Genomic DNA, 25,022 nt, shown 5'->3' with positions numbered 1-25,022 from the left:
GGATCCTATGTATACTGATCAATTTACATTTGACAAAATTAATATTTAAGTGTGCGTAACCATATGGCTCTTTTGTTTGCTCGTTAGGAAAATTAGTTCTTTATTTCCATAAACTTTAACAAATCGTCCAAAACTTCTTGTTGATTCTGCCAGAGTTCAGGTAAGTTATTTAAGGGGAAAAATTTTAGCTGTAAGCTTTCTTCATTATCAGTATGTAATGTTCCATGAAAATCTCTGCAAATATAAGTCAATTTCACTAAGGCAACTTGATCACCGTTTGATAGCGTTCTTTCGTATTTTTTTCCAGAATACACATTAAAGAATTCAAGTTTTCCTAATTTTAAACCAGTTTCTTCAAATACTTCTCTCCTTGCTGTATCTTCAACTGTTTCGCCGAATTCCATAAAGCCGCCAGGATGTCCCCATTTCCCATTATCAGATCGTAATTGCAGAAGTACTTCATTCTTTTCGTTCAATACAAAACACCCTGCAACTACCATAATTACTTTTTCATGTCCAACCATATTTCTTAAATAACTTATATAATCCATGTGTTTCAGCTCCAATATGAATTTATATTCATTATAAATAATTTCATAGCAATTTGTTTTGTTCATTGCAGTCCCAATTGTAACATACAATTTAATCCATGCTATCCCTCGATTACCTTAATTGTACCATGAGCAAGGACAAGGAGTAACCATACTCTTATAAAGGAATCTCTATTTTTATTTTATGTATTTTTATGAATGATAAAGTACTTTATTGAAATTGTGTAAAGGAAATTAAAATACAACATATTAAACGAAGTGATTTATCGTATAAATTTACATTCAGTTAATATTAGTAGGTTAATAGAAAAATTAGTGTTAATTGTTGAATGGGGCGTGTAAAAAAGACAAAATCTCTTAAAAAACACTTAAATTTTTATTCCATTAATCTTTACAATCTCTCTCTATAATGTGAATTGGACAAGCATCTAAGAGAAAGCAGAACATATCAGTTTATACATTTTATTATTAGGGGGAGAATTTGTATGAAAAAGGCAGTTGCTTCATTAGCTGTTATGGCGGCGTTATTACCGACATTTTCAGCACATGCGGAAGGGAAAGGGCAAGTCCGAAAATCAGCTACAACTTTTAACGTTATTAGTGATATTCAAGGGGATTTAGGAGATTTTGATCATGTGTTAAAAGATATGAACAAAGTGATGCCACTTTCTAGAGCGCTTATTATGAATGGGGATATAACATCAACTGGACAGCAGTCACAATATGATGATGTGAAGCGTGTGTTAAACAAAAATAAGGTCCCGGAAAATGTATGGTCAACAGTTGGAAATCATGAATTTTATGCTGGTAAATGGACGGCTGATGGGAAACTTTCTCAAAATACATGGCCAAATGGTGTAACTGAGGAAACTTTATTTAACCGCTATTTGAAATTTAGCGGACAAGAAAAAGTATATCATAAAAAAGAATTAGACGGTTATCCGCTTCTATTTTTAGGAACTGAAAAATATATGAAATACCACGATTCAAAAATGTGGGACGAAGTATATATGAGTGATGAGCAACTAGGTTGGTTAAAACAAAATTTAGAAGAGTACAGCCAAAAAGATAAAAATAAACCAATTTTCATTTTCTCTCATCACGTTTTACCTGATACTGTGTCTGGATCAAGACAATCACCATATCTACAAGACTATTTAAACGTCGATAAATTGTACGATATATTAAAAGACTATCCGCAGGTCGTTTTCTTTACGAGTCATACGCATTGGGATTTAAACTTACCAGACTGGGCTGGTAAAAAGAAGATTGCAGGTGGAGATGAAAAAGGATTTACAGTTGTAAATACGGGCGGAATTGAAACGGGCTGGATGTCAGCTGGACCAAATGGCGGAGAGAAAACTGCTCCAGATGGATATTCATTTAAACAAGGACTACAAATAAAAGCATACGGTAACGATGTAATCGTAACAGCTTACGATTATAAACGTGATAAAGATATTAAAAAATTATTAATTAGCGATTCGAAAGTTGCACAAATGGCACCAAATGTTACAGCAGATGACAGTAAAAACGTAATCGTCGGTGCAACAGAATACATGGAGTATTCTATAGAAGGAACGAATGAGTGGCATACGTATAATCCAGGGAATCCTCCGAAATTTGATGGGGACAAAATTGTATACGTACGCCATAAAGGCGAAATGAATTTACAGCCGGGATTAACGCAGCTACTTCGTTTTTCGGTAAATAAGTAATTGGAAAGGGCCTACTTTTTAATGAGTGGGCCTTTTTTGTTTTGTTGGTTTTTGTCGGTAAGTCGATATCTTATGTCGAATCGTCGATATATTGAAAAAATCGTTGATATATTCCAAGTTATGAACGATATATTTGAAAAATCGTCGATATAAATTTCATGTACCGAATTGAAGTGATAAAACCGTAAATGCAATGTCACGTACCGAATTCCAATACATTTTAAATTCAGAAAGATGACTTCATCATTTTTCCATGTAATAATAGTATCGTTACATATATTGTGAAAGAAGTACAAAAGGAGCGTTACAATGAATTTATCTAAATTTCCAAGAAAAAAATATACAGAAACATATACACCAATTGAAAAGTTAAACAACTTTTCTGAAGCACTTGGTGGCCCAACTATTTATTTTAAACGAGATGATTTACTTGGTTTAACAGCTGGTGGTAATAAGACGAGAAAGTTAGAGTTTCTAGTTGCGGACGCGCAAGAAAAAGGTGCGGATACGTTAATTACAGCTGGCGGTATTCAGTCTAACCATTGCCGTTTAACTCTTGCAGCTGCGGTAAAAGAAAAGATGAAATGTATCCTTGTATTAGAGGAAGGGCTTGAGCCAGAAGAGAAGCGAGACTTTAACGGTAACTATTTCTTATATCACTTATTAGGTGCTGAAAACGTAATTGTTGTACCAAACGGAGCAGATCTTATGGAAGAGATGCAAAAAGTAGCGAAAGAAGTTAGTGAAAAAGGTAATACACCATATGTAATACCAGTTGGTGGATCAAATCCTACTGGTGCAATGGGATACGTTGCTTGTGCGCAAGAGATTATGGCGCAATCATTCGAGCAAGGAATTGATTTCAGTTCAGTCGTTTGCGTAAGCGGTAGCGCTGGTATGCACGCTGGTTTAATTACTGGTTTTTCTGGAACACAAAGCCAGATTCCTGTAATCGGAATTAACGTAAGTAGAGGAAAAGCGGAGCAAGAAGAGAAAGTAGCAAAACTTGTAGATGAAACTTCAGCTCACGTTGGTATTCCGAACTTTATCCCGCGCGACGCTGTTACGTGCTTCGATGAATACGTAGGGCCAGGTTACGCGTTACCAACGCCGGAAATGGTAGAAGCCGTACAGCTGTTAGCAAAAACAGAAGGTATTTTACTTGACCCAGTGTATACAGGTAAAGCAGTAGCGGGACTAATCGACTTAATTAAAAAAGGTAAATTCAATAAAGAAGACAACATTTTATTCGTACATTCAGGTGGTTCGCCAGCTTTATATGCGAACACGTCTTTATTTGCGTAAGTGTGAAAAGCATTGGGTATCCAATGCTTTTTTGTTATGTAATGGAATTATTAGGAAGTGAGAGGGGCGATTATATGAGTTCAAATTTAAAGTAGATCATATATACGGTACTTAGCATTTCTATTCTATTAATTTTATCCTTTTCGGCAAGAAGACTCCATCTGATTTGTGTTACGGGTGAAGCCCAACAATTCAGGTGGAGATGAATTGCCGTCAGCGGGTAGACGAAACAATTTTGTTTCTTTTGTCTTACGATATAATCTGCCCTAGATAAGGAGGGAATATATCGTAGGACAACGAAATTAGATAATGATAATCATAATCATTTGGCTACTTAAACCAAAAGGAATTACGATGAAGACCATGTTCACATTTTGTTCCGTTCCAAATATTGATTTGTCAAAAGTGATTAACAATTACAAAATTTTTTCTTTCCTAAGAAAAAATACAATCTTAGGAAAGAAAAAATTGTAATGAACTCTTTGAGAAAGGTGGTGAAAAAAATGGCTAGAAAGAAAGCAGTGAAAGTATTACGGAAACAAAAGAAAAGAGAAACGATGCAACGATTCACGCAGAAACAGAATATCGGACGAGCTTGCCTTACTGCAAAAGAATTTCGTTTACTTAAGCGTATGTCACATAGCTCAAAAGCGTTGCGAAATGTTGGATTGTACACGATGAAACAAAGTTATTTGAACAATAACAGGATAGCTACTGTAAAAGAAGTGGACACCGCTATGCAAGCCGATATGAACTACTGGGGCATGCAATCAAACTCTGTTCAAGCCATTCGTAGAGCCTTATTTACAGAAGTGAAGAGCTTTTTTAAAGCGTTGGAACAGTGGAAGAAAAATCCTGAGAAGTTCACAGGTCGTCCGAAGTTTCCAAATTATTCTCGTTCCACTGACAAACGAATCATTGAAATCTATCAAGTGCCAAAAGTGGATGAGAACGGATATTGGATCATTCCGATGAATGTTGCATTCAGGAAAAAATTCGGTTCCATTCAAATACGTATGCCTAAAAACTTGAGAAATAAAAAAATCTCCTACATTGAGATTGTACCGAAGCAAAAAGGTCGGTTCTTTGAGGTGCATTATACATATGAAATGCACGTTTCTCAAATGAAGAAACCATCCACGACTACTAGTAACGCTTTGAGTTGCGATTTAGGTGTAGATAGATTAGTAAGTTGCGTGACAAATACAGGTGATGCATTTTTAATTGATGGAAAAAAACTAAAATCCATTAACCAGTACTTCAACAAAACGATACGTAATCTGCAACTGAAAAATATGGAGAATGGAATTTCAAAACGTATTGTAACGAATAAAATGGCCGCACTTTGGCATAAACGAGAACGACAAATAAATGGTTACATTTCACAAGCGGTAGGCTTGTTGTTCAAAAAAGTGAAAGCATGTAACGTAGATACAATTGTCGTAGGGTATAACGCTGCTTGGAAACAAAAATCTGATATGGGAAAAAAGAATAATCAAAAGTTTGTTCAAATCCCATTTCATAAACTGATGGCAGCGATTGAGAATAAATGTGTAAAAGAAGGCATTCGCTTTTTAAAACAAGAAGAAAGCTATACTTCAAAAGCTAGTTTTCTTGATAAAGATCCGGTTCCAGTTTGGTCTAAGGATGATAGGACGCAGTATCGCTTTAGTGGCAAACGAATTACGCGTGGTCTGTACCAAAGTAAATCAGGGAAATGTATTCACGCTGATATGAATGGTGCATTGAATACCTTGAAAAAATCAAAAGTTGTAGAATTGGATGACAATCTCAAAGTGAAAACGCCGATTCTATTAAAAGTACAAAAACGTAAGGCTGTTGCTTCGCGCATAGCTTAGTGGGTGCGTCAACCATCCATGTGTACTCGACTTGTCGGGGCTTGTAGCACACGCCGGATTCATCTGAGTGGTGGCTTCTTCCATAAGGAAGAACTGCTCTTTTTCGAAAGGGTGGTGCAAGTGGGGAAACGAACGTTCGTTGCCAGTACCAACCAAAAACATACTTGGGGTGATACCATAAGGTGGCATGAATGCTAGAGCGTCAACTGTCTAGTGATGGACGAAAAGACCTAGCATTCAAACTCAAGCCCCCACTGAAACGTTTTATCTCAGTGGGGGTAGTTGACTTGTGGCTTATGGGGTGTATTTGTATTTTACATCGTGAAAAGAAGTGAGATTCAATTTATTGTTCAGTTTAAAAACTCGATGTAGTTAGGTACCCAATTAACAGAGAAAGTATAAAAATATATGGTACGTAACTTTTGACCTTCCTCCAGGAAAATAAATATATACGACAAATTATGACAAAGGAATATATATACGTTTGTTATACTATGAAAGTTATTGATTTGTAATGTATATATAGGAGGATTTTTTGATGTTAAAGAAATTGTTATTAGTTGTACTGATGAGCTTGTGCGTATTTACTTTAAGTGCTTGTAAAGGCGACGAAGAAAAGTTAAAAGCGACAACAGGTGAACAAAAAATAGATACGGAAAAAGTAGATGAAGATAAAAAAGTAGCAGAGGAAGAAAAACGCAAGCAAGAAGAGCAACAAAAAGCAGAGGAAGAAAAACGCAAGCAAGAAGAGCAACAAAAAGCAGAGGCAACAAAAAGCAGAGGAAGAAAAACGCAAGCAAGAAGAGCAACAAAAAGCAGAGGAAGAAAGCAAGAAGAGCAACAAAGAGCAGAGGAAGAAAAACGTAAACAAGAAGAGCAACAAAGAGTAGAGGAAGAGAAGCGTAAGCAAGAAGAGCAACAAAGAGTAGAGGAAGAAAAGCGTAAACAAGAAGAGCAAAAGGCTCAGCAACAGCAGTCAATGCAACAAGCGAGCACACAAAAACAAGAAAAAACAACACAAGCAACGAGCGGGAAACCAACAAGATCACAAATTTCAGTTGGTTCACATGTAGTTATTCAATTGGATAATGACTATAGTAAGACTGTAAGCGGTGTTGTGAAAGATATTTTAACAAATAGTGAAACACATCCGTACGGAATTAAAGTTCGATTACAAGATGGGAAAATTGGCCGTGTTCAAAGTGTTAATTAATGAAAAAAGATTAGCAAAATGCTAATCTTTTTTATTCATTCAAATTTTGGTCTACTGTTACTTAAAAATCTAGTCAAAAATAATGAAATTTCAGGAAAAATAAGGTACACTAGTCAATGGTTTTGATTTAAAATCGATTGACGTTAATGTATACGGGGGAAAGATTGATGAACAACAATCAAGTAAATGAATCAGTTGAAGAAGTGGATAAAACACGGGTAAGATCAAGAAAACGATTTGCAAATTGGAAGCTAATCGCAGCGGGTATTGGTGTAATTGCACTTCTCAGTGGGGGAATGAGTTATTATCAGGCAACGCACTTCAATTCAAATGTTACGATTAATGACACAAAAGTCGGTGGTCTGAGTGCTGATCAGGCAATGCAGAAATTAAAAACTTCTGGACTAGCAAATAAAGTTTATGTCGATCAACAGCAAATTTTAGATGAAAAAGATACAAAAACAGAACTTACGGAAAAAGATTTGCCGCAAGTTGAGAAACTATTAAAAAGTCAGTGGACATTTTTCCCTTCTGCAAAGGAAAAAAATTATTCATTGCTACCAGAAGAGGCAGATCAGTATCGTAGTAACACGATGAAAAAACTTGTAGAAGAAAAGCTCATCTCTATGAATGAAAAATTAAAAGCGCCTCAAGATGCTATGGCGAAGCTTGAACAAGGAAAAATTGTTATCTCGAAAAGTGTTGAAGGAAAACAGTATGACGTTACGAGTCTACTGAAAGATTACGACAAGCAGAAGTATAAAAGTGAGATTCATTTGAAGTCTACATACATACAGCCTATTAAAGAAGACGATCCGATTATCAAAAAAGAGGAGAAAGCACTACAGAATCTTCTTGGGCAGTCCGTTGAGTATAAAGTGCAGAATGAAGTGTATCCTTTAAAAGCGAAAGATTTAATTCAAAATGCCTCTATGTCAAAGGATATGAAAGTTACAATTGATGCGAGCGATATTAAGAAAAAGATTGCAGAAATTAATAATGCTAAATCTACATTAAATAAAGACTTCGCTTTTAAAACACATTCTGGTTCGGTCATATCAGTAAAAGGTCAAGGATACGGCTGGGCACTAGATGTTGAAAAAGAAACAAAACAAGTTCAACAAGCCTTTGAGAAAGGTGAAAAATCGCTTTCTGCTTCTAATATTCACGGAAATGGTTGGGAGAAGGAAGGTATCGGTTATAAAACAACATCGAATAATGGCATCGGAGACACATATGCAGAAGTTTCCATTGCAGATCAACAAATTTGGATTTACAAAGATGGGAAATTAGTCGTCACAACAAATGTAGTAACGGGTAAACATAGCACGGGTGAAGATACATCACCAGGTGTGTGGTACGTCCTATACAAACGAACACCATACACGCTAAGAGGAAGCGCAGTAGGGAAAGCTGATTATGCAGTTAAAGTAGATTACTGGGTTCCATTCACAAATAGCGGCCAAGGATTCCATGATGCGGGCTGGCGAAAAGACTGGGGAAGTAATGCTTATTTAACAGGAGGATCAGGCGGTTGTGTAAACCTTCTACCTAATGTTGCAAAAACTGTGTATGATAGTATGAGCACATATGATCCAGTTATTGTGTATTAGAAAGTAGCTACGTATCAAGAACTTAAACGAATAAACAAAGCAGGAAATCTTACCTGATGGTACATGAAAAAACACCTCTTGCATTCGCATACTAAGTGTACAAACGCAAGAGAGGTGTTTTTGTTTGAAGACAAGAGTTTATTGCTTATAAGAAACAAAGTGGCAAGAGATTGAGATAAAAAAATAGGTGTTCAAATAGTCAATAATAATTGATAATGAATATCGCATATTTAAAAAAACTCCTAACAAAATTTGTTAGGAGTTTTTTCATGTTTCTACTCTACTATTTTAAAAGTCGGACGACTATATCGCTATCAAGCTAACAAAACAAAATACCATCTAATATGAAAAAATACGCTATTCTTTCTGAAGAATCATAGGAAAGGAGTACTTGATATATCATCACTATAAAAGTATCGGTCCAATCCCAGTGTATATTTGTGACGTGTTGAATTTAAACTTGATACCTTAGATTCACAGATTTTTCTCCAGTCGTGCGAATTTGATTACGTATAATTACATAAAAACTTGTCATTGTAACTTTGTTATCTTGCTGTTACATTCCAAAATGCGTACAACAGCGTACCCTCAAGGTTATACTGAGTCTGGAGGTGATTCAAAGTGACATACGATCGGAAAATGAATTCGGAACAAACTAATTCATAAACTGATTTTTACAAGTAAATTCCATCCGTATTTCACTTGGTTTATAAACGAATGCGGAATTATTTTTCGGAAGATGGGCTTTTCATTAGCCAAGAGAGTTTTAAAGATCAAGTCTTCATTTTGAAACTAAAATCGCTTTTATATTAGGCTTCGAATTTTTATGTGGTACAGACATTAGTTGAAAGATAGGTTTTTCCTGTTCTTATTTATATCGTTAACTTGATAATTTATAAATATGAATTTAATGGGGGGATATTATGAAAGATAGCAAACGTTTCAATTTTCACAAGCTTTGGCTAGGACAGTCTATAAGTTTATTAGGTACTCAGTTTACAATAGTAGCTTTGCCACTTTTTGCATTAGAGGTGTTACAAACAAGTGAAGCAAATGCTGCTATACTTCGTGGGGTTATATTCGTCCCATACCTAATTTTCGGTTTAGTAGCCGGTGCTTTAATAGACATTTTTCATAGGAAAAATGTCTTGCTAATTTGTAGTTTATGTCAAGGAGTATTTTTTTTATCAGTATTCATACTGACTGTAACAAATATTATAACGTTCCCTTTACTGGTATTTATCATGTTTTTAAATGGAATATTCACCACGTTTTACAACATTGCCATTCCTTCTTTCTTACCGGAAATACTAACAGATAAAGAAAACTTAAAAAAAGGAAATGCTCAACTAGCACTTTCGGAGTCGCTTTCTATAGTAATTGGTCCTATGCTTGCTGGAATCGTCGTTACTCTAGTTGGATTAACAGGCTCATTCACTGTTGACGCAGTAACGTATTTTGTTTGTTTTATGTTTGTATTATTTATTTCAGAGTTTAAACCGCATACAGAAGGTTCTTTAAAAGACGTAAATTTAAAATCTATATACCAAAACATATATGAAGGTTTGGTATATTTCAAAAAACACCCTGTATTGGAACCAATTGTGACATGTGGTGCTGTTTACGGTTTTTTTAAATACATATTAAATAGCATTTTAGTAATATTCCTTTATAAGGTAATGGGTCTATCTGAAATTGAAATAGGATTTGTTGTAGGTTCAGCAGCGGTGGGATTTTTAATAGGTAATACGATACTCATGAAAAAAAGTCAACAAATTAATAATACAAAAATGCTTATTTATAGTGCCACTGTATCAGTTACCGGTTTGGCTTTTATACCGATAATGGGATATATGGGAACAGTTTACGGAATAGTAGCCGCAAGTATCATACATGGTATGGGAGAAGGTGTATTTGGCCCTTACGCTGCAACTATACGACAACTTGCCTCACCAAATCACATGCTAGGCCGAGTAAATGCTGTACAGCGTACGCTGAATTGGGGAGCTTGGGCATTAGGAAGTTTTGCTAGTGCATTTTTAATTTCTATATTTGGGCTTCAAACTACGTTATTTATAGGGGGATTCGGAACAACATTGTGTTTAGTGGCGTTGTTAAGACGAGGTGTATCAAAAGGAAATGATATTGAATATACGAGTTCATTTTAGAGGAGATGATTATGATGCATAAGGTATTAAAAGGAACTGACATAGAAAATAAAACACACATTTTATTTATAGGGGGATGGACAAAGCCTATACAAGATGCATTAGACAGTGGCTATACTGTTTCGTACATAGGATCGTACGCTAAACACATATATTTTGATGGGACTATCTTAGAAAAATGTTTCTATAAAAAAGAATTAGACACGACAAACATACCCTTGTCTATATACTATGCTGAAGGATTATTCAAAGAGAAACCCTTTGATGTGGTTGTATCTTTCAACGAAACAGCATTAGATACGGCTTGCATAATTGCAAAGATTTTTAATGTTAAAGGGCCTTCTTACAATGCTAATATGATAACCCGCAATAAAGACATGATGCGTGAAATGCTAGCAGGTAAAGACTTTTCGATAGATTCGACAGTTTGCAATAACATTAAAGATATTAATGAATTTTTGAACAAAAAAGATAGTATTATAATAAAGCCCCCGATTGGCGCAGGGGGTAAAGGTGTATCTAAGCTAGACAGGGGAGATGACGTAGAGGTATTTATTAAAGAAAATGGTATTCAACTACCTGTTTTAGTGGAAGAGTACATTGAAGGTGATGTAGTTTATACGGTTGAAACCGTTTCTTATAACAAAAAACATTCTATACTAGCGATATCAGCTGAAGTATTTAAAGAAGATACGTTTATAATAAACTATACTATTATGCCGGCACCTATAGATGAATCTCAAAAACAATTAATTATGGAAAAAGTAATGATATTTTTGGACGACATGCAAATGGAAAATGGCATTACTCATACAGAAGTAAAGATAGACAAACAAAATAAGCCAATAATTATAGAATCTCAAGTTAGAATAGGTGGTGGCAACATCTGGAAGATGGTGGAACTAACAACCGGCATATCTCAATTTGGGTACTATTATGATGTGTTAGCTACTGAAACTATAGATGAATTTAGATGTATATCGTCAAAATGTCAAGCCATGTCTTTAAGCTTGATTCCAAAACCAGGTTGCTTAAAAGAAATAAAGTATAAAGAATTAACTAACATATCCGAGGTGGTATTAATTGATCTATTAGTAAAAGAGGGAGACATCATACCAACTATTGTGGATAGCACTCAACGCAAAGGATCTATATTATTTACGACTAATGATATGAAACGTATGTACGAAGTTGCAGAGGAAATATGTAACAACATAACGTTTGTTTATTAGGACTTATCAGAATGGAAACCTTCTTTTAAAAAATATATGTAAAAAGAAATGTGGCAAATGACTGGTCTGTATAAAAAAGATAATTTTTTGAATTACCTGATATTTATAAATCTAAGCGAAATAATGAACTATCCTATGGAAGAAAGTTGAGGTAGCTAATCGCATATGTTTTATTGAAAGGATGTGATTGAATTATGGAACGGCCGAATTGGGGAATTGGAGGATTAGTATTCGTTGGCTGTATGTTTCTTGGTGGAGGAGTGGGATCTATGTTAGGTAATGCCCAAACTGGATGGCTAATAGGAATGGGCGCTGGATTTCTTGGGATGGCTTTAACGAGACTGATCAGAAAGTAATGTAACTGGGATTCTTCTTCCGGTAAATAAGGAAATATGTAAGTAATTCATGGCATAAGAGCTCCATAAATTATAGTTAGAATCTTCTCTTTTGTATTTGTCTTTTCTAAATTTCTCCATACATAGATACGATTCTCAAGTCGGAGGATGGCACCTTAGGGTGTCTTTTTTATGCTCTTTAAAAATGTCTTACCATATAATAGCTGATTTTTGCTTTCAGTCTCCGATGCCCATTAAGCATAAAATCAAAATTCTGCACCATTTAAACTTTGATAACAATTCATACGATCAAGAATAATTGAGTTAATAGCTTTCGGTAGATTGCCATCATCTTTTTTATAATAGAATAGATTCATTACCGTTGCATACCTATGTATTCATTCATAACCTAACAGTAAAAGGGGGGATGATGAAAGATATGGCGAGTAATGATGAATTAATTTGTCAACAGTTTGCAAGAATTATCGGCGGACAAGAAGGATTCGCTGGCGGGAAATGTGTGGCAACGATAAATCGAGATGAAATACAAGCAACAATCTTAGGTAAACGTTTCAGAGTAACAACTTCCTTCTCATTCGAATCACGAGATTATAAAACTGGACGAGCATTATGCCTAGGACGGGTAGCGCTCTTACAAAAGGAAGTTACTGAATTTGTTGCTACAATTCTAAAACAAGGAATAATCGTTTCGTCTATACACAACGAGTGGTTATGTGATAATCCAAATTTGATTTACGTTAATATCGAAGACGTTGATGATCCACTAAACTTCGCAAGAAAAGTTAGAAGAGCGTTATGCAATTAACTAATTTCTTTCGTTAAATGAGTGATTTTGTTAAGTAGAATATTTCGGATTGTTGAATGGTTTTATAAAGTGAAAGAAGACGTTCCATAATTGGAATGTCTTTTCTTGATGTTTTTATAATTTGAAAGACGAGGAAACGAACTTGGAGGGAGTATTGGAAGCATGTTTGAGAAGATTAAATCATTGGAAAGAGAAATGTGTTTAAGTCGGGGTTATGGACCTATCCTTCGGTTCTAATTAACTAAAAGAAGAACTTCCCCATACCGATTAGGCTACCAATCATTCCTATTCCATTCATAGTGCCTTTTCCTACTGTAAGTAAGTTTCCAAGCATTCCTGGCTGACCGTAACCTCCGTTATTCCCCCATCCCATGGGACTTATCTGTCCTCCCCATCCTGGAGAGTTTCCGAAAGCCCCCCATTTATTGGTATTAAATTTAAAAGCTTTAGCTGGCGGAGATAGTAAAGCGGCAAGATGACCTTGTGCGAACATCCCTGCATGATTGAATGGTTGGGCCCAGGGGAAGGGAGGTTTTTGAAAATTAAAACCTGCATGGCCTGGTAATGGAGTCCAATTAGCAGGATGTCCTTGGGGCATCATCCCTGTATTTGGCTGTCCCCAAGAGAAGAGAGGGCGGTGGGGATTGAAAGCTGTATAATTGGCTGGTGAATCCCAACTAACTGGATAGAAGCGACAACTCCAATTCTCAGGAATCTTCAAACCATTCATACCTTCAGCTTTAGTTATTTGGGGCTGTAAATATAATGATGACATTGAAATTTGGTTATTATATTGTTCCTCGTCTCCCTTTGAATTTAAATCCCAATATTGGTGCATAAGCTTATTCCCCTCACTTTAAAAATGTAATGTTAGACTTAGCCTATGTAATCTTCCTTTTTATGGATGGTTACATAACTAGATTTCCAAGCCTGTATTTAAAGGAATGGGTGTGTGGTCTTGTTGGTTTATCCCGCTGTTTGTTGTGGGCTGCCTGCAAAAGTCCCACTGATTAAAGTTTCACTTTATTTTAGAAGGGTATTTTCAGTTGCTTCTTTTGTTTATTTTAGCCTAATTTATTTTCGGTTAACAAACGTGTTTACATATTCATTCAAAATCTTAAGATGGGTAAGTAGAATTGCTAAAAAGAGAATATCCATTCGAAGAGTTTGGCAAAATACTGCAAGGGTAATATATTCTCGCGCAAATATGCAAACGATTTAAATGAATCAATGGAATTTATAATGAAGGGGCAAATAAATATATGAGTGAAACGTTACATAAAAGAAAACCACCGTATTTAATGCTTGTAATCCTTTTTATTGGGGCATTTGTTTCATTTCTAAATAACTCGCTTTTAAATGTAGCCTTGCCATCAATAATGAAAGATTTAGACATTAAAGATTATTCAACGATCCAGTGGCTTTCTACAGGGTATATGCTTGTAAGTGGTATATTAATTCCGGCATCAGCATTTTTAATAACCCGCTTCTCCAATAGGAGTTTATTTATTACATCTATGGTGATTTTTATTCTTGGTACGGCCTTAGCGGCTGTAGCACCGAACTTCGGTTTATTACTTACTGGCCGGATGGTTCAAGCAGCAGGTTCTTCAGTCATGGGGCCTTTGTTAATGAATATTATGCTAGTAAGCTTTCCAAGAGAAAAAAGGGGAACAGCAATGGGGATTTTTGGGTTAGTTATGATTACAGCTCCAGCAATTGGACCGACACTATCAGGTTATATTGTAGAGTATTATGACTGGCGTTTGCTTTTTGAAATGATTTTACCGCTAGCAATCATTAGCTTACTGTTAGGGGTTTGGAAATCGGAGAATGTCATGAGACAAAACAAAAATGCAAAACTTGATTATCTCTCATTACTATTATCTTCTGTCGGTTTTGGCGGTCTGTTATATGGGTTTAGTTCTGCAAGCTCCTATGGTTGGACGAATAAAGTTGTCGTAACAAGCTTAATCATAGGCGCTATTGCCCTAATTGCTTTCATTATCCGTCAATTAAAAATGAATGAACCATTATTGGATTTACGTGTTTACAAGTACCCAATGTTTGCACTTGCTTCTGTAATTGCAATTGTCAATGCGGTGGCTATGTTTTCGGGTATGATTTTAACACCGGCTTATGTACAAAATGTCCGCGGTATTTCACCGCTGAGCTCCGGGCTGATGATGCTTCCAGGTGCGGTAATAATGGGAGTTATGTCACCAATTACAGGTAAACTATTCGATAAATATGGCCCTCGGATTCTTGGCATAGTAGGACTTTCCATTACAGCTGTTTCAACTTATATGCTAGCAAACCTGCAAATCGATTCTAGTCACACACATATTATCCTTATTTATACGTTGCGGATGTTTGGAATGGCGATGGTGATGATGCCACTTATGACAAACGGCCTGAACCAATTGCCAACTCGCTTAAATCCGCACGGTACAGCTGTTAATAATACAGCTCAACAAGTGTCCGGTTCGATTGGTACTGCTATTCTTATTACGATTATGAATTCTGTAACAAAAACAAAAGCTGAAAGTCTAATGGCTGAGGTAGATCCAACAACCTTCACAGAAGCTACGAAGGCAATGTTAACTCAGAAGGCTTTATTATCCGGAATTCAACATTCATTCTATGTAGCGCTTGGCATGAATATTGTTGCACTACTATTAGTTTTTTTCGTTAAACGTGTAGATACAAGTGCGGAAGCTGTTGAGAGATTAAATCGGTAGAGTGAAATAAAACTCTACATAATGATTTTTATAAGTTTTTTGCTGCTAAGAAGCTGATAATTAAAACGGGAAAAGAACTGAAAGAAACAGTGAAATAATTACATATAGTGAAAAAGGATCTGATATTCATATCAGATCCTTTTTCACTCGTAACACAGTATACTTACTTATCGTATTTGTTTGAATTGACATGAGAAACAACTCGTTTTCCCAATACTACAATTTTTAGCTCTCAATTTTTGATAAACATTATAATAATACGCTTCATTTTAATTTAGTATTTTTTCTGCAAGTTATAAATCTAATATCAACAAACAACTTAGATTATCAATCTTATAAGCAATATCATAATCGTGAATAGTTAGGGAAAAGATAAAATAAGGTAATCAATTACATATCTTTATCCCAGTCGATTCATTGCTATCTTCTTTTTATTGAATGGGATATTTTATTTCATGCTTTTTTGAAAGGGTGTTTTTAATGGATAAAAAAGTATCTGCCATTCCTCAGCCGAAAACATATGGACCGCTGGGGAATCTCCCATTAATCGATAAAGATAAACCGACTCTATCGTTTATTAAGCTGGCGGAAGAGTATGGTCCCATTTTTCGAATTCAAACTTTAAGTGATACCATCATTGTCGTTTCTGGGCATGAATTGGTAGCAGAAGTCTGTGATGAAACAAGATTCGATAAAAGTATAGATGGTGCTTTAGCAAAGGTTCGTGCCTTTGCTGGAGACGGATTATTTACAAGCGAGACTCACGAGCCTAACTGGAAAAAAGCTCATAATATTTTGATGCCTACATTCAGCCAACGGGCAATGAAAGATTACCATGCCATGATGGTCGATATTGCCGTACAACTTGTTCAAAAATGGGCAAGGCTTAATCCGAATGAAAACGTAGATGTTCCGGAGGATATGACTCGCCTTACATTAGATACAATTGGTCTATGTGGTTTTAATTACCGATTTAATAGCTTTTATCGTGAGACCCCTCATCCTTTTATCACTAGCATGAGCCGTGCTCTAGATGAGGCGATGCACCAATTACAGCGGCTGGATATAGAAGACAAACTCATGTGGAGAACGAAACGTCAATTTCAGCATGATATTCAATCTATGTTTTCTTTAGTAGATAATATTATTGTTGAACGTAAAAGTAGTGGAAATCAGGAAGAAAATGATTTACTTTCCCGTATGTTAAATGTGCAGGATCCGGAAACTGGTGAAAAATTAGATGATGAAAATATTCGTTTCCAAATTATTACCTTTTTAATAGCTGGGCATGAGACAACAAGTGGATTGTTATCTTTTGCAATCTATTTTTTATTAAAGAATCCAGATAAATTGAAAAAAGCCTATGAAGAAGTAGATCGGGTTTTAACAGATCCCACTCCAACATACCAACAAGTTATGAAACTAAAGTATATCCGGATGATTTTAAATGAATCGCTACGTCTATGGCCTACTGCTCCAGCATTCAGTCTCTATGCAAAAGAAGATACAGTAATTGGTGGGAAATACCCAATTAAGAAAGGAGAAGATCGTATTTCTGTTCTTATTCCACAGCTACATAGGGATAAAGACGCGTGGGGAGACAATGTGGAAGAATTCCAACCTGAACGATTTGAAGAGCTGGATAAGGTTCCTCATCATGCTTATAAGCCATTTGGAAATGGTCAACGAGCATGTATCGGTATGCAGTTTGCACTTCATGAAGCCACACTCGTAATGGGAATGCTTCTTCAACATTTTGAATTCATCGATGATCAAGACTATAAACTGGACGTAAAACAAACATTAACGCTAAAGCCTGATGATTTTAAAATTAAGATTCTACCCCGAAATCAAACTATTAGCCATCCTACTGTTCTTGCGCCTACAGAGGAGAAACTGAAAAACCATGAAATTAAGCAGCAAGTTCAGAAGACTCCTTCTATTATTGGAGCCGATAATCTTTCGCTGCTTGTTCTGTATGGATCGGATACAGGGGTAGCAGAAGGTATTGCAAGAGAATTAGCAGATACAGCTAGTTTAGAAGGGGTTCAAACGGAAGTGGTAGCTCTTAACGATCGAATTGGAAGTCTGCCAAAAGAAGGGGCGGTTCTTATTGTAACTTCTTCTTATAATGGAAAGCCGCCAAGTAATGCAGGACAGTTTGTGCAGTGGTTGGAGGAATTAAAACCGGATGAGCTAAAAGGTGTTCAATACGCAGTTTTTGGTTGTGGAGATCATAATTGGGCTAGTACTTATCAGCGGATTCCAAGATATATTGATGAGCAAATGGCTCAAAAAGGAGCAACAAGATTTTCTACACGTGGAGAAGCGGATGCAAGTGGTGATTTCGAGGAACAGCTCGAGCAATGGAAACAAAGTATGTGGTCTGATGCAATGAAGGCATTTGGATTGGAACTTAACAAAAACATGGAGAAAGAACGCAGTACATTAAGTTTACAATTTGTCAGTCGTCTTGGAGGATCTCCTCTTGCGCGGACATATGAAGCAGTTTATGCATCTATACTAGAAAATCGTGAACTTCAATCATCTAGCAGTGAAAGAAGCACGCGACATATTGAGATATCCTTGCCAGAAGGCGCTACGTATCAAGAAGGTGACCACCTTGGGGTGCTGTCAATTAATAGTGAGAAAAATGTTAACCGAATTTTAAAACGCTTTGGATTAAACGGGAAGGATCAAGTCATACTGAGCGCAAGTGGACGAAGTGTAAATCACATACCTTTAGACAGTCCTGTTAGTTTATATGACCTTCTTAGTTACAGTGTTGAAGTGCAAGAAGCAGCCACCCGAGCACAAATACGAGAAATGGTGACATTCACAGTATGCCCTCCTCATAAAAAGGAATTGGAATCATTATTGGAAGACGGGATTTATCATGAACAAATATTAAAGAAACGTATTTCAATGTTGGATCTTCTTGAAAAGTATGAGGCTTGTGAAATCCGATTTGAACGCTTTTTAGAACTTCTTCCGGCGCTCAAACCGCGTTACTATTCTATTTCAAGCTCTCCACTCGTTGCACAGGATCGTCTGAGCATTACGGTTGGTGTTGTTAATGCGCCTGCATGGAGTGGGGAAGGGACATATGAAGGAGTCGCTTCTAATTATTTAGCTCAGCGTCATAATAAAGATGAGATTATCTGTTTCATTCGAACGCCACAATCAAACTTTCAATTACCTGAAAATCCAGAAACACCAATTATCATGGTTGGACCAGGTACTGGAATTGCACCATTCCGTGGATTCTTACAAGCACGACGTGTTCAACAGCAAAAAGGTATGAACTTAGGACAAGCACATCTATACTTTGGTTGTCGTCATCCTGAAAAGGATTATCTCTATCGTACAGAACTAGAAAATGATGAAAGAGATGGATTAATCTCTGTACACACAGCTTTTTCTCGCTTAGAAGGACATCCTAAAACATATGTACAGCATTTAATAAAACAAGATAGAATCCATTTAATTTCGTTATTAGATAATGGGGCTCATCTTTATATATGTGGTGATGGAAGTAAAATGGCTCCTGACGTAGAAGACACCCTTTGTCAAGCGTATCAAGAAATTCATGAAGTTAGTGAACAAGAAGCAAGGAATTGGTTGGATCGTGTGCAAGATGAAGGGCGATATGGAAAAGATGTTTGGGCTGGTATATGAATTTTTCATAATTAGATAAGTAATATGTAACGAATGAACTTCTTTCGAATAAGTGAATAACTCATTTATAAAAATCCCGTATTTTTATTGAATATGGGATTTTCTTATTTTTAAATAAGCTGGACTGATACTGTAGGAAAAAATATCTGACATGAAATCAAACCTACATAATCTTAGTTTGATGGGCACGATGTTAACCACGTGATTTGAAATTTAAACCTTTGCGCACTGGTTGAACAGTTTTTAACACATTATCAAATCGATGGAGGATAGGTATATCTTCTATAACCGCTGGAATGAATCTTACCGTAGAAAAATAATAGGTAAATCATTTGACAATTAAAATGACCTACTATAATATATATGCCATAGCATATAATTAATGAAACAAATACATTCACTGTGAATAATTGACTGGTATGCTATATCCTTTTATGTCTTAATTTATAGAGGTGATACATGAACTTACATGATTTAATAGGCTATCTTGTTCATCGTACTGATGTGAAAATGACGAATTATTTTACGAAGAAATTAAAGCCTTATGGAGTTACGCCAGAGCAGTGGGGGATTATTAGTGTTCTTTGTAGCCAAAGAGCCACTACTCAAAAAGAGTTAGCAGAAGCCATTGATAAAGATCAAACTACTGTCGTAAGAATGATACAGTCAATGGAGAGAAAAGGAATTGTAAAGAAGGCTTTGAATGACCAAGATAGACGTTCACACAACCTGTTTTTAACTGAAAAAGGTGACGAATTAAAGAAAACAATCTTGCCTGTAGTGACAGACGCTCACCATTTCGTTACGAGTAATTTGAGCGAAGAAGAGATTAAAGTATTACAATCATTATTAAACAAATTGTATGATACACGCTATTAATATTTGTTCCTTATTGATGCTACGCTATTCATAAGGAACAAACTTTGTTTTATGTATTATATATGCTATAGCATATATTTTTGTTTGGAGGAATGGGGAGATAGTTTTATTTTGTATGATATTTGATTCAGGTTCATTTTTTACCTAGTACCAGTCAAATTTTTGTATTATATATGCTGTAGCATATAAATTATCAAATAAATAAGAAAGATGTGATTGCTATTTTAATATTAATCAATGTAGTAAAAGTTGTATTGTTTCTGTTCTTTTTAATGACAGGAACGAAAATTATATCTGGGAAAATGGCAGATGAGTTCAAACGATTTGGTTTACCGTCGTTTTTTAATTTCTTAACTGGGGCTTTTGAGATTGTAGGAGCAATTGGAATGTTGATAGGAATTTGGTTCCCAATGGCAGCTTTATTGGCAGGATTGTTGTTAGGCGGTACGATGCTTGCAGCTGCATTAACTCTTATTGTATTAGCGAAAGATCCCTTTAAGAAAGCTATACCTGCGCTTGTTTTGTTCGTCCTTAGTTTAGGGATAAGTTTGTATCATATTTTTTAAACATAACCGAAAACTGTTAAACTTCATGCGTTCAAGTTACTATCGTTTTGTGATTATTTTACAAATAGGGGGATTCTCAAATTAGTGCTTGAATAATAATAGCAATACGAATTTAGACATTACTATCATTCGAATCATAATCAGTAAAAGAATGGGAAGAATTTTATATTAAAAATAGGAGTGAGTGAAAATGGCATATTTATTACAAGTTGATTTTCCGTTTGAAGGTCCTTTTGGTGAAGAAATGGAAAAAGCATTTTGGGATTTAGCAAACAGTATTAACGAAGAAGAAGGATTCCACTGGAAAATATGGACTGAGAATGAAGAAACAAAAGAAGCTGGAGGCATTTATGTATTTGAGGAAAAACAAGATGCTGAAAAATACGCTGAAATGCACAAGAACAGACTTGAAGCAGCTGGTGTTAAAGATATTAGAGTAAGAATTTTTAACATTAATGAAAATTTAACGGAACTGAATCGTGGGTATATTAAATAATTGCGACAGTCGGAGCAAGCTGAAAAAGAAGGGGATAATCCCCTTCTTTTTTTATTCTTAAATTGATGGTGAGGGGGCTCGCATAAAAAGGGATTCGTGTATCGGTATATAGTTCCCTGGAAAAGGTTGTATGAAGTCTAAAATATGAGAGTTCTTACATTTGTGAAATTGACGTAAAAGTACTTTGAAGAAATCTTATTGAAATAATTTCTTCTCCTTTAATTCTTTCAGTCTACTTTTCTTTAACGTCTCATGCCCATCAAGCTAAGAAAACGGATTAACCCCAAAATAAAAAAATTCTTCGCACAATATGTGAAAGAAAAGGAGAGATAAAGGTATTTTAACCTTATCTCTCTTTTTCTATATTAATTTATTTTCAGGTAAGGAGTTGATTAGTTATTACTATTTATAAGAACGTGAAGAAGTGCTGATGCTGGTTGGAACTGTTGTAAAGGTTGAGGGGGGAATCCAAGGAAATATCAGAGATGTGCATGATGATTTGGCGCAGGGTTATTAATCCATCTTCTATGAAATCGTGGGATTATATAAGCATTTATTATCCTGGAGATTTTAAAATAAAACCTATCTAATTACAGAAGTGATTTGAACGTAAGGAAATTGTAAGAAATGCATAAGAAAAAAGAAATTTTTATTATGTAGGATACAAATATAGAGAAGCACAAAAGAGGGAGGATAAATAGGATTTATTTATACGAAAACCAAACTAGTAATAAGTGCATTCTAAATAAAAAAATCATTTATGGTACTAACATACATGTGAAAAAGAGAGGTTTTACCGTTTGTTACGACAGTATGGTGCTTGTAAAAATAAACAATATAAAGATGATTTCTGTGTAATTAGTAAGAAATAATATACAACCGCCGATACTATATGAATAGAGGGGAAGAGTGTCTTATGAAAATATATAATTAACTCCCATTTGCAGATTTAGCACTGTTCATTGCCGGAACTTTTTTATTATACCTAATACCAACCTCAATTATAAAAACAGGCTCCACTCAAAATATACTTAGTTCATTACAAATAAGTACTCAACGAGATCGTACCTCTGTCGAACAAGCAATGCGAGATACATTGCAACTTGGATACCCAGGGATACTCGCTAAAACTTCCGAGGGTAGAAAAATGTGGGGTATGCAGCTGGTGTAGCGGATATAAGAACTAAGAAACCGATGAAAACAGATTTTTGCTTTCGCATTGGAAGTGTAACGACTTAAACAAATTTTTTCTTATTTGCTTGGTAGCAATTACTGAAAGAACAGCAACTAAAACAAATACTCACTACAGATCCTACAGGAAAGGGAGGAACAATGGATATGGTCTAGGAATCTATGAAATTAAACTTCCTAACGTTGTCTCGATAGGGGGACATACAGGTGTTATTCCAGGATTTGATACTTTTGCTGGAGGGACACATGGAGGTAGGCATATGTTGACGGCAATTTGAACAGTATAGGTAGAGCCGAGAATACTGATCTTTTTAAAAGTATTTTACTTGTTGAATTTAGACAGTAGGGATAAAGCTAGAATAGTAGTTTATGTGATGTTTGTAATTGAACAAATAAAAGATGAAATTGATCATTATCTAAGGAGGCATTTTTTTATGGAAAATAAATTATCTGGGGTGTTAGCCGCTACTTTGGCTCTAACGATGAGCCTACCAACAGGAGCGATAGCGTCTTCTAGCAGTAAGACTCCGGTTGTATCTAGCCAAGAAGTTGCTAGCAAAGATTTGGAGAAGATTGCTGTAGAGAATGCTGCACTGCTCACGAAGTCCTATGAGACGACTAGCGTACAGTATGCGCTGATTGATAATGGTAAACTTATTTTGTCGGGGCAGACAGGTAAGAACGACATAGAAGGGAAAGAACCACTAACCAAAGATACTCTATACGGAATTGGTTCAACCAGTAAAGTATATACGGCTGCGGCTGTTATGAAACTAGTAGACGAAGGAAAAGTTGATTTGGATGCTCCTGTTGCCCGCTATATTCCTGATTTCAAAATGAAAGATAAACGATATAAGCGTATTACACCGCGTATGCTGTTGAATCACTCCTCGGGTTTGCAAGGTTCGACGTTCAATAATTCATTTTTATTTAAAGATAATGATGCTTATGCCCATGATATCTTGTTGCAACAATTGTCCAACCAAAGCTTGAAGGCAGACCCTGGCGCGTTCTCAGTATACTGTAATGATGGTTTTACGCTGGCTGAGATTTTGGTAGAAAGAGTCAGTGGTATGAGTTTTACTGAATTTCTACATCAAAAGTTTACAGAGCCATTAGAACTGAATCATACGGTAACATCGCAAGACAAATGGGAAGACGAAAAGCGGGCTGGACTGTATTCTCCGAAATACCAGGGACAGCTTCCCAGTGAAATGGTGAATGTGATTGGTACGGGAGGAATCTCTTCTACTGCAGAAGATGTGGTGCGATTCTCACAAATATTTATGGGACAGGGAAAAGAAATTCTCTCTAATAAAGCAGTCAAGGCGATGGAACAAGAAGAATATAAAAAAGGAATGTGGCCGGGAGATAGCGAAAATGTGTTCAACTATGGTCTTGGCTGGGATAGTGTGAAACTATACCCATTCAGTGAATATGGGATAAAAGCGTTGACTAAGGGGGGGGATACGATGCTGCAACATGCTACATTGGTTGTACTTCCAGAACAGAAGATGGCAGCAGCTGTATTGTCCTCCGGCGGCACCAGCATGACAAATCAACTGTTGGCAAACAAATTACTGCTAGCCAGGCTTAAAGAGAAAGGGACAATTAAGGATATAAAACCAGATAAATCCTTCGGCAAGCCAGTCCAGGTTAAAGTGCCCCAAGACGTGGTAAAAAAAGCAGGATTTTATGGGAATAGCTACAGCAATTTCAAAATAGAAATTACGAAGAAGGGAGAACTGTTTTTACCAACTAAACCGGAAGAAAAATATGTATATACGGCGGATGGAAGCTTTATAAATGAGAAGGGTACTTCCAAGCTTAACTTTGTCACTGAAAAGAATGGAAAAGTTTATTTGAGAGAGAGCACATATGAATTATCACCGGGATTGGGGCAAAATGTGCTGACTCACTATTTAGCCCAGAAATTAGAAAACAATGTGTTACCGAAGAAAACAGCTGCTGCATGGGCGAAGCGTGAGGGTGGCAAGTTCTACCTCGTTAACGAAAAATTTAATTCTATGAACTATCTAGGACAACTAATGCCTCTTAACACACAAATTACGATCAAGGATGGGTATTGGGACGGAAAAAAAATTACAGGTCCGAATACGGCGACGCATCAAATTCAGATTCCTGTGATGAATGGGCGGGATACGAAGGAAGCCCATTTCTATACAGAGGATGGTACTGAATATATGGAGATGGCCAGCTTTTTATACGTCAGTGAATCTAACGTAAAATCCCTTGATACAGGTCAATTATCGAAAGTTACGCTGCAAAAAAATGGGCATGCGAAATGGTTTACGATTCCGCAAGAGGCAGCAGGGAAAACGATGACTGTGGAGTTGCCATCAGGAAGTTCATTCGCGGTGTATGATGAGAATGGAGTATGCGTCAATTTTACTGTTGTTAGTGACAATAACAAAGTAAAACTACCAGAGAACGGAACGGTTGTATTTGCTGGCGCACCGAATTCCGAATTTACAGTCGCATTGAACTAGCTACAACTCGGGATAGACTTCAATAAAACAGTACGACATGGAAAAGATATTTTATTTGTATCTTAAGTATTTCCTTAAATGATATTACACTTAAACTCTTAGCTTGATAGCAATGGGGTCCCGCCACACATCCATCAACTT

General features: G+C 36.0%; 17 protein-coding genes and 2 pseudogenes. 17 read left to right on the top strand and 2 right to left on the bottom strand.

The window, feature by feature from the left end:
- Positions 1-92 precede the first annotated feature (92 nt).
- Positions 93-551: an NUDIX hydrolase gene (locus DN410_RS25505; RefSeq protein ID WP_000384571.1), complete on the bottom strand. Its 459-nt coding sequence runs from the start codon at positions 549-551 to the stop codon at positions 93-95.
- A gap of 485 nt (positions 552-1,036) precedes the next feature.
- Between DN410_RS25505 and DN410_RS25500 the strand changes: the two genes are divergently transcribed.
- From DN410_RS25500 to DN410_RS25455, 10 genes and pseudogenes are all read left to right on the top strand, one after another.
- Positions 1,037-2,269, top strand: a complete 1,233-nt coding sequence (locus tag DN410_RS25500; protein WP_149178519.1) for a DUF4073 domain-containing protein — start codon at positions 1,037-1,039, stop codon at positions 2,267-2,269.
- 309 nt (positions 2,270-2,578) lie between these two features.
- Positions 2,579-3,574, top strand: a complete 996-nt coding sequence (gene cuyA, locus DN410_RS25495) for a D-cysteate sulfo-lyase (RefSeq protein ID WP_149178518.1) — start codon at positions 2,579-2,581, stop codon at positions 3,572-3,574.
- Between the two features lie 347 nt (positions 3,575-3,921).
- Positions 3,922-4,006: pseudogene (locus DN410_RS28930) on the top strand (transposase); the annotation flags it as partial.
- Positions 4,007-4,077: 71 nt separating this feature from the next.
- Positions 4,078-5,433 (top strand): RNA-guided endonuclease TnpB family protein, encoded by a 1,356-nt coding sequence (locus DN410_RS25485; RefSeq protein ID WP_149178517.1) that lies wholly within the window; start codon positions 4,078-4,080, stop codon positions 5,431-5,433.
- A 538-nt stretch (positions 5,434-5,971) separates the two neighbouring features.
- Positions 5,972-6,646 carry a YwbE family protein gene (locus tag DN410_RS25475; protein WP_149178516.1) on the top strand — a complete coding sequence of 225 codons (675 nt, stop codon included), beginning with the start codon at positions 5,972-5,974 and terminating at the stop codon, positions 6,644-6,646.
- A gap of 167 nt (positions 6,647-6,813) precedes the next feature.
- Positions 6,814-8,259: a L,D-transpeptidase family protein gene (locus DN410_RS25470; protein ID WP_149178515.1), complete on the top strand. Its 1,446-nt coding sequence runs from the start codon at positions 6,814-6,816 to the stop codon at positions 8,257-8,259.
- 923 nt (positions 8,260-9,182) lie between these two features.
- Positions 9,183-10,427, top strand: a complete 1,245-nt coding sequence (locus tag DN410_RS25465) for an MFS transporter (RefSeq protein ID WP_149178514.1) — start codon at positions 9,183-9,185, stop codon at positions 10,425-10,427.
- A gap of 14 nt (positions 10,428-10,441) precedes the next feature.
- Positions 10,442-11,659, top strand: coding sequence for an ATP-grasp domain-containing protein (locus tag DN410_RS25460; protein WP_149178513.1), 1,218 nt, complete (start codon positions 10,442-10,444; stop codon positions 11,657-11,659).
- A 194-nt stretch (positions 11,660-11,853) separates the two neighbouring features.
- Positions 11,854-12,015, top strand: coding sequence for a hypothetical protein (locus DN410_RS28090; protein WP_029442740.1), 162 nt, complete (start codon positions 11,854-11,856; stop codon positions 12,013-12,015).
- A gap of 406 nt (positions 12,016-12,421) precedes the next feature.
- Entirely contained in the window at positions 12,422-12,820 is a 399-nt protein-coding gene (locus DN410_RS25455; RefSeq protein ID WP_179958643.1) for a DUF1259 domain-containing protein, read from the top strand.
- 241 nt (positions 12,821-13,061) lie between these two features.
- Here the strand turns inward: DN410_RS25455 and DN410_RS25450 are convergent, their stop codons facing one another.
- Positions 13,062-13,658: a hypothetical protein gene (locus DN410_RS25450; protein ID WP_149178512.1), complete on the bottom strand. Its 597-nt coding sequence runs from the start codon at positions 13,656-13,658 to the stop codon at positions 13,062-13,064.
- Positions 13,659-14,082: 424 nt separating this feature from the next.
- Between DN410_RS25450 and DN410_RS25445 the strand changes: the two genes are divergently transcribed.
- The 7 genes and pseudogenes from DN410_RS25445 (at position 14,083) to DN410_RS25415 (ending at position 24,881) form a co-directional block, all read left to right on the top strand.
- Complete coding sequence (locus tag DN410_RS25445; RefSeq protein ID WP_149178511.1) at positions 14,083-15,561, top strand: DHA2 family efflux MFS transporter permease subunit; 1,479 nt, start codon at positions 14,083-14,085, stop codon at positions 15,559-15,561.
- A gap of 480 nt (positions 15,562-16,041) precedes the next feature.
- Positions 16,042-19,239 (top strand): bifunctional P-450/NADPH--P450 reductase, encoded by a 3,198-nt coding sequence (gene cypD / locus DN410_RS25440; protein WP_149178510.1) that lies wholly within the window; start codon positions 16,042-16,044, stop codon positions 19,237-19,239.
- A 459-nt stretch (positions 19,240-19,698) separates the two neighbouring features.
- Positions 19,699-20,118, top strand: a complete 420-nt coding sequence (locus tag DN410_RS25435; protein WP_088081583.1) for a MarR family winged helix-turn-helix transcriptional regulator — start codon at positions 19,699-19,701, stop codon at positions 20,116-20,118.
- 215 nt (positions 20,119-20,333) lie between these two features.
- Positions 20,334-20,684 carry a DoxX family protein gene (locus tag DN410_RS25430; protein ID WP_149178551.1) on the top strand — a complete coding sequence of 117 codons (351 nt, stop codon included), beginning with the start codon at positions 20,334-20,336 and terminating at the stop codon, positions 20,682-20,684.
- 190 nt (positions 20,685-20,874) lie between these two features.
- Positions 20,875-21,180 carry a monooxygenase gene (locus DN410_RS25425; protein ID WP_149178509.1) on the top strand — a complete coding sequence of 102 codons (306 nt, stop codon included), beginning with the start codon at positions 20,875-20,877 and terminating at the stop codon, positions 21,178-21,180.
- Between the two features lie 955 nt (positions 21,181-22,135).
- Positions 22,136-22,717: pseudogene (locus tag DN410_RS25420) on the top strand (hypothetical protein).
- A gap of 88 nt (positions 22,718-22,805) precedes the next feature.
- Positions 22,806-24,881, top strand: coding sequence for a serine hydrolase domain-containing protein (locus tag DN410_RS25415; protein WP_149178508.1), 2,076 nt, complete (start codon positions 22,806-22,808; stop codon positions 24,879-24,881).
- Positions 24,882-25,022: the final 141 nt, after the last annotated feature.

This window comes from Bacillus sp. SH5-2 (assembly GCF_008368905.1).
GTDB classification, from domain to species: Bacteria; Bacillota; Bacilli; order Bacillales; family Bacillaceae_G; genus Bacillus_A; species Bacillus_A luti.
Note: the sequence above shows the minus strand (reverse complement) of the source record. Positions and strands in the feature narration are given on the sequence as shown.